8 protein-coding genes and 1 riboswitch are annotated in these 11,819 nt (G+C 64.2%); of the genes, 4 read left to right on the top strand and 4 right to left on the bottom strand.

Annotated elements, in window-relative coordinates:
* Positions 1 to 149: 149 nt before the first annotated feature.
* The 3 genes from IEG05_RS13975 to thiC form a co-directional block, all read right to left on the bottom strand.
* Positions 150 to 1,577: an MBL fold metallo-hydrolase RNA specificity domain-containing protein gene (locus tag IEG05_RS13975; RefSeq protein WP_191122253.1), complete on the bottom strand. Its 1,428-nt coding sequence runs from the start codon at positions 1,575 to 1,577 to the stop codon at positions 150 to 152.
* Between the two features lie 670 nt (positions 1,578 to 2,247).
* Positions 2,248 to 3,543 (bottom strand): putative hydroxymethylpyrimidine transporter CytX, encoded by a 1,296-nt coding sequence (cytX, locus tag IEG05_RS13970; RefSeq protein WP_191122252.1) that lies wholly within the window; start codon positions 3,541 to 3,543, stop codon positions 2,248 to 2,250.
* Between the two features lie 560 nt (positions 3,544 to 4,103).
* On the bottom strand, positions 4,104 to 5,984 hold the full coding sequence (gene thiC / locus IEG05_RS13965) for a phosphomethylpyrimidine synthase ThiC (protein WP_263481113.1): 1,881 nt from the start codon (positions 5,982 to 5,984) through the stop codon (positions 4,104 to 4,106).
* Positions 5,985 to 6,084: 100 nt separating this feature from the next.
* A riboswitch (TPP riboswitch) is annotated at positions 6,085 to 6,191 on the bottom strand.
* Between the two features lie 175 nt (positions 6,192 to 6,366).
* Here thiC and IEG05_RS13960 point away from each other — a divergent pair.
* A complete protein-coding gene (locus tag IEG05_RS13960; protein ID WP_191122251.1) occupies positions 6,367 to 7,821 on the top strand; it encodes a TolC family outer membrane protein in 1,455 nt (484 codons plus the stop codon).
* 173 nt (positions 7,822 to 7,994) lie between these two features.
* Here IEG05_RS13960 and waaA read toward each other — a convergent pair whose 3' ends face one another.
* Positions 7,995 to 9,263, bottom strand: coding sequence for a lipid IV(A) 3-deoxy-D-manno-octulosonic acid transferase (gene waaA / locus IEG05_RS13955; RefSeq protein WP_102832205.1), 1,269 nt, complete (start codon positions 9,261 to 9,263; stop codon positions 7,995 to 7,997).
* A 118-nt stretch (positions 9,264 to 9,381) separates the two neighbouring features.
* On the opposite strand from waaA, the gene IEG05_RS13950 reads away from it, so the two are divergent.
* The 3 genes from IEG05_RS13950 to IEG05_RS13940 are packed head-to-tail and all read left to right on the top strand — an operon-like array spanning position 9,382 to position 11,756.
* Positions 9,382 to 9,714, top strand: a complete 333-nt coding sequence (locus tag IEG05_RS13950; protein ID WP_038656415.1) for a DMT family transporter — start codon at positions 9,382 to 9,384, stop codon at positions 9,712 to 9,714.
* A 60-nt stretch (positions 9,715 to 9,774) separates the two neighbouring features.
* Complete coding sequence (locus IEG05_RS13945; protein WP_191122250.1) at positions 9,775 to 10,950, top strand: NAD(P)/FAD-dependent oxidoreductase; 1,176 nt, start codon at positions 9,775 to 9,777, stop codon at positions 10,948 to 10,950.
* On the top strand, positions 10,947 to 11,756 hold the full coding sequence (locus IEG05_RS13940; protein ID WP_191122249.1) for an aldo/keto reductase: 810 nt from the start codon (positions 10,947 to 10,949) through the stop codon (positions 11,754 to 11,756). Before IEG05_RS13945 ends, IEG05_RS13940 begins: the two co-directional genes overlap by 4 nt.
* Positions 11,757 to 11,819 lie beyond the last annotated feature (63 nt).

Raw genomic sequence — 11,819 nt, 5'->3', positions numbered from 1 at the left:
TCATCGAGGCGCCCCATTCGCGGCCATGGACCGCGCCTACAAATACCTGTACCCGCTGTAGGAGCGGGCCGTGCCCGCGAACCGATCCCGAATCATCGAGCCGGCTTCTGTTCGCGGCCATAGGCCGCACCTACGTAAACCTGGCGCGGTCAGGGGATATGGATGCTGGCGTTAACGCCTTTGCGTTGGTATTCGCGCTCCAACACCTGACGCAGTTGCTCCTTCGCCTGGGCCTCGCCGTGTACCAGGCGAACCTCGCCTGGCCATTCGCGCATGCCGGTGATGAAGCGCACCAGTCCATTCTGGTCGGCATGTGCCGAATAGCCTCCGAGCGAATGAATTTTCGCCGTGATCTCGTAGCGCTCGCCGTCGAGTTCAACATAACCACCGCGCGGACCAAATTGTTGTATTTCCGCGCCTGGCGTGCCCCGCGCCTGATAGCCGACAAACACGACGTTGTGACGCTTATCGCCAAGCATCGCCTTGAGGTAATTGACGATGCGACCCCCGCTGCACATACCGCCACCAGCGATGACCACGGAGGGCCGTCCGGTCTGTGCCAGATGGTTGACCGTGCGCTGATGGTCGGCGTGGCTGTCGACGGTGATCAGCTGGTCGAACGCCAGCGGGCGTCGGCCGTTGCGAACTCGCTTGGTGGCCTCTTCGTCCCAAAAGGGCTGCAGCTGGCGATAGGCTTCGGTGAAACGGCTGGCAAGCGGTGAATCGAGGATTATCGGCAGTCTGGGCCAGAGATCCGCGTCGGGCATCGCCGACGAGTGATCGCCATTGACGCAGCGATGGATGATGTCTTCCAGTTCGTAGAGCAGCTCTTGGGTCCGGCCAATACTGAATGCCGGGATCAGCACCGTACCCATATCGCGCAATGCGTCTTCGATGACCGCCTGTAACCGCTGGCGCCGATCGGCACGGCTCTGGTGTTTGCGATCGCCGTATGTACTTTCCAGCACCACGATGTCTGCGCGATGAGCGGGCTTGGGCGCTGACAATAATGGCGCGTGGGGCGCGCCCAGATCTCCGGAGAAGACGATGCGTTTCTTCTCATCCGTACGCCGGTCGTGTACATCCACCTCGACGTAGGCCGAGCCGAGAATATGGCCGGCGCGCTGCAGACGGATCCGCGCATGCAGCGAGGCATCATCATGCAGCGTGAACCAGGTTTTGTAGGGCAAGGCGATGATTCGTGCCTCGATGACCGCGAGGTACCGCTCAACCTTCGCCTGGTCACGGCTGATGCCAAGCTTGAAGACATCCTCGAGCACGATCGGCAGGAGTCTGGCGGATGCTTCACTGCAGAGAATCGGCCCCTTAAACCCGGCCGCGAGCAAATTCGGAATGCGGCCAACATGGTCAATGTGAACATGCGTGACGACCAGCGCACGGATGCCGGAGAGGTCAAAGTCGATGTCTAGCCTGTCACCGCCAGCCGCGCCGGACGCAGACGCCTCGGCGCCCTGAAAAAGGCCGCAGTCGACCAGCACGCTGGTGTCGGTGTTCATCCGCAACTGATGGCACGACCCAGTGACACCATCGCGAGCTCCATGGTGGAGGATTTCCATGCGCTATTCCCTTAGCTGTGATTGGACACCGAACAATACCCCAGCGAACGGCGATAGAAATCAGGCAGGTCACATAAGCGCCGTGCGGAGCCTGATAGCCCGCATGGCCGGTTCTGGTTCGCCGCCCATGGCCACGCCCACAGGTTGGCCTACCGTAGGAGCGGGCCATGCCCGCGAACCCGGCGCACGCCCAAACAGGAACCACTAAGCTCCGGCATCTTGCAGCGGTCGTGCGGTGCCTGATAATTCGCATGGATGGTTTCGGTTCGCCGCCATGGCCACGCCCACAGGTTGGCCTACCGTAGGAGCGGGCCATGCCCGCGAACCCGGCGCATGGCCAGGCAGCAACCACTGAGCTCCGGCGTCTTGCAGCAGTCGTGCGGTGCCTGATAATTCGCATGGATGGTTTCGGTTCGCCGCCATGGCCACGCCCACAGATTGGCCTACCGTAGGAGCGGGCCATGCCCGCGAACCCGGCGCATGCCCAGGCAGCAACCACTGAGCTCCGGCGTCTTGCAGCAGTCGTGCGGTGATAATTCGCATGGATGGTTTCGGTTCGCGACCACGGCCACGCCCACAGATTGGCCTACCGTAGGAGCGGGCCATGCCCGCGAACCCGGCGCATGGCCCGCTGACAGCGGGCCTGCTGAGCTGGTCGCTCCAACGCCGCTTATTGTGTAACCGGCGTGCCTGCCGTAGCCCCGCCAAAACGACTCAACACCAGCAGCAACCCGCCAGATAGGAACAATGCCGGCAGGCTGGCCCCGATTTCCGGCCAGGTGTTTGCCAGCACGTGGTAGGCAGCCGCACCACAGCCCCAGGCCAGCAACGTCTCCCAGCGCAACACCGAATTGGTCATTTGCAGCCTGCCGCGGCGCCGCAGGACGTAGTGATCCACCAGCACCACGCCGAACAACGGCGCGAATACCGAGCCGATCAGCAGAAGGAAGTTCTGGTATTCCGCCAGCGGCGCGAACCAGGCAATCAAGGTGCACAGCGCGCCAATGACTAACGCCAGCCGTTCGACCTTGAACGGCAGCAGAATGCCCACTGACACCGCCGCCGAATGGATGTCGGCAAAGGCATTTTCCGACTCATCCAACAGGATCAACAGCAGCGGTATCCCCAGTCCGGCGCCGGCCAAAGCCAGCAGCAAAGCATTGACCTCACCGCTATCGGCAAAGGCCAGGGTGTAGGCGACGCCGAGGCTCATCAGCCAGACGTTGCCGACGAAGAAGCCCAGCACCGTGCCGCCGAACACCCGACCCGCTGCCTTGCCGAAGCGCGAATAATCGGCAATCAGTGGAAGCCAGGAAAGAGGCATAGCGATGGCGATATCGAAGCCCAGCGCAAAAGGCAGCGAGCCGTCGCCTTTACGTGCCCACAGTGCATTGAGATCGGCCTTGTCCAGCAGGTTCCAAGTCAGCCAAACGCAGGCCCCGAGTAGCAGCCAGATACCCCACTTGCGCAGTATTCGGCGAACGAAGGTCAACGGGCCGGTGATCGCCAGTAGGGTGGCCAACGCACCGAAGAACAACGTCCAGAGCGCAGGACTGACCAGCCCACTCTGCTCGCCGAATGCACGGGTTGCCAGCAGGCTCGCCGCGTCGCGCATGACGATGATTTCGAACGCGCCCCAACCGATCAGCTGCACCAGATTCAGCAAGGCCGGTAGCACAGCGCCGCGGTCACCCAGGGTGCGCTTCAGATTGGCCATTGAAGACAAGCCGGTGTCGCTGCCGATCACTGCGACCGCCCCGAGCAATATCACGCCGACGGCGGTACCGCTGACGATCGCCAGCAAGGCGCCGCTCATGCCGAGGCCCGGCGCCAGCAAGGCGCCGAGTTGCAATACCATCAGGCCGACGCCGAGGGAAAACCACAGGGAAAACAGATCGCGTCCGCCGAATACACGATGTTCGGCGGCGATGCTTTGATGGGGGGAATACAGACCTGGAGTCTTCACGTGTTTTCTCGAAGAGTTATTTGAAAACCTGGCACAGCCAGGGTTGTGTTCGCGGGCATGGCCCGCTCCTACGGAAGCATCCTGACGCCTGGTTGTAGCCATGCAGGCTAATCAAGCTCCGCTGACCGCCGGACGGCGGCGTACCGGCGGTTGCGTAGGAGCGGCCAATGGCCGCGAACCGTTTGGCCCGGAATACCCTGGGCTGCGCTCGCGGGCATGGCCCGCTCCTACGGAAGTATCCTGACGCCTGGTTGTAGCCATGCAGGGGAATCACGCTCTGCTGATCACCGAATGGCGGCGTATCAGTGGATGCGTAGGAGCGGCCCATGGCCGCGAACCGGTTGGCCCGGAATATCCTGGGCTGCGCTCGCGGGCATGGCCCGCTCCGACGGAAGTATCCTGACGCCTGGTTGTAGCCATGCAGGGGAATCACACTCTGCTGATAATCGAACGGCGGCATATCGACGGATGCGTAGGAGCGGCCCATGGCCGCGAACCGGTTGGCCCCGGAATATCCCGGGCTGCACTCGCGGGCATGGCCCGCTCCTACGGAATCATCATCACACCTGTTTGTAGATCACCGACCCTTCATCCTTGAAACGCGAGGACTGCTCGGCGAAGCCCGCCTCGATGGCCTTCTGCTCGTCGGTCAGGCCGTGCTCAGCGGCGTATTCGCGCACTTCCTGGGTAATCTTCATCGAACAGAACTTCGGTCCGCACATGGAGCAGAAGTGCGCCACCTTGGCCGATTCCTTCGGCAGCGTCTCGTCGTGGAAGGCACGCGCGGTGTCCGGGTCGAGGCCGAGGTTGAACTGGTCTTCCCAGCGGAACTCGAAGCGCGCCTTGGACAGGGCGTTGTCACGGATCTGTGCGCCCGGATGACCCTTGGCGAGGTCGGCGGCGTGCGCGGCGATCTTGTAGGTGATGATGCCGGTCTTGACGTCATCCTTGTTCGGCAGGCCGAGGTGTTCCTTCGGCGTGACGTAGCAGAGCATGGCGCAGCCGAACCAGCCGATCATCGCCGCACCGATGCCGCTGGTGATGTGGTCGTAGCCAGGGGCGATGTCGGTGGTCAGCGGGCCCAGGGTGTAGAACGGCGCCTCGTCGCAGCATTCCAGCTGCTTGTCCATGTTCTCCTTGATCAGGTGCATCGGCACGTGGCCGGGGCCTTCGATCATGCACTGCACGTCGTGCTTCCAGGCGATCTTGGTCAGCTCGCCGAGGGTTTCCAGCTCGCCGAACTGCGCGGCGTCGTTGGCATCGGCGATCGAGCCCGGACGTAGGCCGTCGCCCAGCGAGAAGCTGACGTCGTAGGCCTTCATGATTTCGCAGATGTCTTCGAAGTGGGTGTAGAGGAAGTTTTCCTGGTGATGCGCCAGGCACCACTTGGCCATGATCGAGCCGCCGCGCGAGACGATGCCAGTCACGCGCTTCGCCGTCAGCGGTACATAGCGCAGCAGCACGCCGGCGTGGATGGTGAAGTAGTCAACGCCCTGCTCGGCCTGCTCGATCAAGGTGTCGCGGAACAGCTCCCAAGTCAGGTCTTCGGCCACGCCGCCAACCTTCTCCAGCGCCTGGTAGATCGGCACCGTGCCGATCGGCACCGGCGAGTTGCGGATGATCCACTCGCGGGTTTCGTGGATGTGCTTGCCGGTGGACAGGTCCATCACGGTGTCCGAGCCCCAGCGGATGCCCCAGGTCAGCTTGGCCACTTCCTCTTCGATCGAGGAGCCCAGCGCCGAGTTGCCGATATTGCCGTTGATCTTCACCAGGAAATTGCGGCCGATGATCATCGGCTCGAGCTCGGTGTGGTTGATGTTGGCCGGGATGATGGCGCGACCGCGGGCCACTTCGTCACGCACGAATTCCGGCGTGATCTCCTTGGGGATCGAGGCACCGAAGCTATGCCCGGCGTGCTGATCCTTCAGCAGCCCGGCCTCGCGAGCTTCGGTCAGCTTCATGTTCTCGCGGATGGCAACGTATTCCATCTCGGGCGTGATGATGCCCTTGCGCGCATAGTGCATCTGGCTGACGTTATGCCCCGGCTTGGCCCGCCGCGGATGACGTACATGGGCAAAGCGCATGGCGGTCAGCTCGGCGTCGTTCAGGCGACGCTGGCCAAACTCGGAGGTCAAGCCCGGCAGCTTCTCGGTATCGCCGCGCTCCTCGAGCCAGGCACTGCGCAAATCGGCCAGGCCCTTGCGTACGTCGATCTGCACGTTCGGATCGGTATAGGGGCCGGAGGTGTCGTAGACGGTAACCGGGGCGTTGATCTCGCCGCCGAAGTCCGTGGGCGTCACGTCCAGGCTGATCTCGCGCATCGGTACGCGGATATCCGGGCGCGAACCCTGCACATAGATTTTCTGCGAACGCGGGAAGGGTTGGATCGACTGCTGGTCGACCTGGGCGGATTCACTCAGGTTCTGTTGTTCTACACGCATCAGGCTGGCTCCTAGAGAATTGTCGGAGCGAACCTGAAAACACGGATGGCAAGGGCATCGGGTGCGCCGCAACTGGCGCTGAGAGAGCTGGCCGAACGACTGGCGAGCACATCTTGTTCCCTACGCAGGCCTTAACCTGATCAGGTTCAACGGGATCCGGAACTTTCCGATCTCAGCCTTCGCTTCAAGGCACCCCGACAAGAACGCCATCGAGTCTAATCAAGACCCAGTACGAACGCCATGCCAAGGGCGAAAGTAGTCGACCGTTCGGTCATTCCGGCCGGCCGCAACCGGCATCTGACATTGCCTCGCACACGCGCCTTGACCCCCCGTCAGCCGCCGCTTAGCCTTGCCCATCAGCTCTATTCAGGATGGACCCAACATGCTGCGCAGACTCCCCCTGGCTCTCGCCGTGGCCTCCCTCACCGCCGGAGCAGCCTGGGCGCAGGAGACCATCCCCCTCGCCAGCAAGACCGATCTGGTCAGCGTCTATCAGCAAGCCGTCAACAACAACGCCGACCTGGCCGCGGCGCGCGCGCTGTTTCGCGCCCGCCAGGAAATCGTGCCGCAGGCGCGGGCCGGCCTGCTGCCCAACCTCAGTGCCGGCGCCGAGCTGAGCGACACCGAAACGGACGTCGACACCAGCATGGGCTCCACCTCGCTGTCGCGCAGCGGCACCGCCTATCAGGCGACGCTGAGCCAGCCAATTTTCCGCGCCGACCGCTGGTTCCAGCTCAAGGCTGCGGAAGCCGTGAGCGAGCAGGCGGCAATCGAATACTCCATCGCTGAACAGGACCTGATTCTGCAGAGCGCCCAGGCCTACTTCGCCGTACTGCGCGCGCAGGACAACCTGGCGGCAGTGAAGGCCGAGGAGGCTGCATTCAAGCGCCAACTCGACCAGGCCAACGAGCGCTTCGAAGTCGGCCTGTCGGACAAGACCGACGTGCTCGAAGCCCAGGCCGGCTTCGATACCGCCCGGGCCAACCGCTCCATCGCACAGCGCCAGGTCGAGGACGCCTTCCAGGCGTTGTACACACTGACCAACCGCGAATACATCGCCCTCGAAGGCATCCACCACACCCTGCCGGTGCTGGCCCCGGTGCCGAACGAGGCCAAGGCGTGGGTCGATACCGCAACGCGGCAGAACCTCAACCTGCTGGCGGTCAATTACGCGGTGACCGCAGCGGAAGAAACCCTGCGCCAGCGCCGCTCCGGCCATGCACCGACGCTCGATGCGGTAGCGTCCTATCGCAAGGGCGACAACGATGCGCTGGGCTTCAGCAACAGCCAGAGCATCCCGGGCTTCGACATGCCGCGCTATACCGGTGACGTCGAGCAGCGCAGCATCGGCCTGCAGCTGAACATTCCGCTCTACAGCGGCGGCCTGACCACGTCGCAGAGTCGCGAGGCCTATTACCAGCTCAGCCAGAGCGAGCAGCAGCGCGAGAGCCTGCGCCGCCAGGTGGTCGAATCCACACGCAATCTGCACCGAGCGGTTAACACCGATATCGAGCAGGTCGAGGCTCGCCGGCAATCGATCATCTCCAATCAGAGCGCGCTGGAGGCGACGGAGATCGGCTATCAGGTCGGCACGCGCAACATCGTCGACGTGCTCGACACCCAGCGCCGCCTGTATGGCGCCGTGCGGGACTACAACAACGCCCGCTACGACTACATCCTCGACAACCTGCGCCTGAAACAGGCCGCGGGCACGCTCAATCCGGACGATCTGCAGCAGCTGGCGGCGTACCTGAAGCCCGACTACAACCCGGACACCGACTTCCTGCCACCGGACCTGCCGCAAACCATCGGCCAGCCGGTGCGGATCGATTACTGAGCGACGGAGGAGAAACAGGTGCATGATCGGCCGGGTAGCGTAGCGATACCTTCATGCACCTGTGCGAGAGCCCAACGGCTAAAACTCTAGCGTTGAGCTGCCCGGGGCGGGAAAACCATCAAAAGCATCCCGCGCCGAACATCGCGGCCTGACGCCGAATCCGCCCGGCCAAATTACCCGAGCAGCCGCCCCAACCCCGCCAGCAACCGCTCCAGAGCACCCTGATTGGCCTTGAGCACGCCGAGACCGGCATCGCGCATCGCCTGGGCCCCGGCTGGATCGCCCCAGAGTTCGCTGACCACCTGCGCCAGTTGCGCGGCATCCTGCACTTCACGCAGGGCGCCAGCAGCGCGTAACTGTGCCGATATCTCGAGAAAGTTGAACAGGTGCGGGCCGCTGAGCACCGGCTTGCCCAGCGCTGCGGGCTCGAGGAGGTTGTGCCCGCCGTTGGGCACCAGACTGCCGCCAACGAAGGCGATATCCGCCAGTGCGTAGAGAAACAGCAGCTCGCCCATAGTGTCGCCGACCAGTACCTGGGTGCCGGCGTCGACTACCTCCCCCGTCGAGCGCCGCACGGCGACAAACCCATCCCTGACCGCCGACTCGTACACCGAGGCGAAGCGCTCCGGGTGCCTGGGCACCAGGATCAGCAGCGCCTGCGGGTGTTCACCGAGCAGCTGGCGATGCGCAGCCAGAATTATCTCGTCCTCTCCGGCGTGTGTACTGGCGGCGATCCACAATGGCCGTTCCAGCGCCGCCCACTGCTGGCGCAATTTACTGGCACGCTCCAGCAGTGCCGGATCGATGGTAAGGTCGAACTTGATCGATCCAGTCACCTCGACGCACTCATCGCGCGCACCGAGCTGGCGAAAACGTTCGGCTTCAGTTTCGGTCTGCACGGCAATCAGGCTCAGCTTAGCCAGCATCGGCGCAGTCAGACGGGCGAAGCGCGCGTAGCCGCGGGCCGATCGCGCGGACAAGCGCGCATTGGCCAGCGCTACCGGAATGCCGCGGCGTGCACACTGATGGATATGGTTGGGCCAGAGTTCGGTCTCCATCACCACCGCCAGCTTCGGCCGCGCGCGCTCAAGAAAGCGCGCCGCCGCCCAGGGCAGGTCATAGGGCAGATAGCAGTGCTGCACGCTGTCGCCGAACAGTGCCTGGATGCGCTCCGAGCCGGTCGGGGTCATGCAGGTGACGGTGATCGGCAGATGCGGATAGCGCGCCATCAGTTCGCGGATCATCGGCGCCGCGGCGATGCTCTCGCCGACCGACACCGCATGCACCCAGATGCCACCCGGACGAAGCGGCGGCAAACCAAAGGCGAAACGTTCGCCGATACGACGGGAGTAGGCCGGCGCGCGCCAGGCGCGCCAGAGCAGGCGCAGAAATACCAGCGGCAGGCCGAGATGGAACAGCAGGGTATAGAGGGTGCGATTCATGGGCGCGGAGCTTAGCAAGCCGCCTGCCGGCGAGCCACAACCGCCACGGCTGGCGAACTAGTTGGCGAGGACGCGACCGAACGGAGTTGACCCTTCCAGTCCACGATCAGGATTTCCCATGTCCGGTTACGTTTACCTGGCCATCGCCATCTGCGCCGAAGTGGTCGCCACCACCTCGATGAAAGCCCTGGCCGGCTTCAGCCGCCCGCTGCCACTGTTGCTGGTGATCTGCGGCTACAGCCTGTCGTTCTGGATGCTGGCGCTGGTGGTGAAGACCATTCCGGTGGGGATTGCCTATGCAATCTGGGCGGGCCTGGGCATCGTGCTGGTCAGCATCGCTGCGGCGCTGATCTATGGCCAGCACCTGGACCTGCCGGCGGTGCTCGGCATGGCGCTGATCATCGCTGGCGTGGCGGTCATTCAGCTCTTCTCCGGCAGCACCGGCCACTGAGCGCCCCGCGAACTGCATGCAGTTATACTGCGCGTCCGTTTCCCCGTATAAGGTCTGCACATGCCTGAATCCCTCAGCACCGACGTCCTGATCGTTGGCGGCGGCGTCGCCGGCCTGTGGCTAAACGCGCGCCTGCGCCGACAAGGTTTTGCCACGTTGCTGGTGGACAAGGGAACGCTGGGCGGCGGGCAGAGCGTGAAGTCCCAAGGCATCATTCATGGCGGTACCAAATACGCCTTGAGCGGCGCCCTCACCGGCGCATCCGAAGCCATCGCCGACATGCCACGGCGCTGGCGCGAGGCTCTTGCAGGCAAGGGCGAGCTGGATCTCAGCGGCGTGCGTCTGTTGTCCGATGCGCACTACCTGTGGTCGCCAGGCACCCTGGCCGGCAACCTCACCAGCTTCTTCGCCAGCAAGGCGGTGCGCTCGCGGGTCGGCCAGGTCAAGGGCGATGAGCTGCCGCCTGCGCTGCAGCATCCACGGTTCAAGGGCAAGGTCTATCGGCTCAGCGAGCTGGTGCTGGACGTGCCCAGCCTGATCGCCCGCCTGGCCGAGCTGGCTGGCGACAGCCTGCTGGCCTGCCAGCAGATTGAACCGCTGCTCGACGGCAACGAGCTGGTCGGGTTGCGCGTCGATGGTCGCGAAATTCGCGCTCAGCGCATCGTATTCAGCGCCGGGGGCGGGACTGCCGAGCTGCTCGCATCGCTCGGCCTGCAACAACCGGCCATGCAGCGCCGTCCGCTGCACATGGTCATCGTCAAGGCGCCGACGCTCAAGCCGCTCTACGCCCACTGCCTGGGCGGCGGCACCAAACCGCGAATCACCGTGACCAGCCATCCGGCGGCAGACGGCGAATGGGTCTGGTACCTGGGCGGCGATCTGGCCGAAGCCGATGGCGTGGCGCGCGACGAAGCCAGCCAGATCGCCGCGGCGAAGAAGGAACTGGCCGAGCTGGTACCCTGGATCGACCTGTCCGCAGCGCACTGGGCCACGCTACGCATCGACCGCGCCGAGCCGGCGCAATCGGCCCTCGCCCGTCCGGACAACGCCTTTCTCGCCGAGCAGGGCCGCCTGCTGGTCGGCTGGCCGACCAAGCTGGCGCTGTCACCGGACTTTTCCGACCGCGTCGAAGCCGCCCTCGCCCGCGACGGCATTCGCCCGGCCAACCATCCCGCGCTACCTGAACTGCCACGTCCGCCGCTGACCGGGCCGTTCTGGGAAGGGCTGCTGCCATGAACGCGACGCTGCATGACCTGCACCGCCCACTGGGCAGCACCGGCCTGCGCATTTCTCCGTTGGGTCTGGGTACGGTGAAGCTGGGCCGCGACCAAGGCGTGAAATACCCCAGCGGCTTCGCCATTCCCGACGATGCCCAGGCGCGCCAACTGCTGAATCTGGCCCGCGGGCTGGGCATCAACCTGATCGATACCGCCCCGGCCTACGGCGTCAGCGAAGAGCGGCTGGGCCCTCTGCTCGCCGGCCAGCGCGATGAGTGGGTGATCGTCAGCAAGGTCGGAGAGGAGTTCGAGAACGGACAGTCGCGCTTCGACTTTTCCGCCGCCCATACGCGCTTTTCGGTCGAACGCAGCCTCAAGCGTCTGCGCACCGACCGCATCGAGCTGGTACTGGTGCATTCCGACGGCAACGATCTGGACATCCTGCAGCACGCCGAGGTCTACCAGACCCTCGCCGAGCTCAAGCGCGAGGGCAAGATCCTCGGCTACGGCCTTTCCGGCAAGACTGTGGACGGCGGACTGCTGGCGCTGCAGCAAGGCGACTGCGCGATGGTGACCTACAACCTCAACGAGCAGGCCGAACGGCCGGTCCTCGACTACGCTGCTGCGCACGGCAAGGGCATCCTGATCAAGAAAGCCCTGGCCAGCGGCCACGCCTGCCTCAAGCCAGGTGAAGACCCGGTGCACCGCAGCTTCGAGTTGCTGTTCGGCCACCCTGGGGTCAGTGGCGCGATCATCGGCACTATCAATCCGCAGCATTTGACGGCTAACGTACGGACTGCTGCTGCCGTTCTGACCGGCAACTGAAGCGGTCCTGGCGGCAACGTTCATCCGCTGCGCGGGCGCGCATTACGCTGATGCCGCGCAGTT

Origin of the sequence: Stutzerimonas kunmingensis (assembly GCF_014764705.1) — a bacterium.
In the GTDB taxonomy this organism is placed as follows: Bacteria; Pseudomonadota; Gammaproteobacteria; order Pseudomonadales; family Pseudomonadaceae; genus Stutzerimonas.
This window is presented reverse-complemented; position numbering and strand designations above follow the sequence as displayed.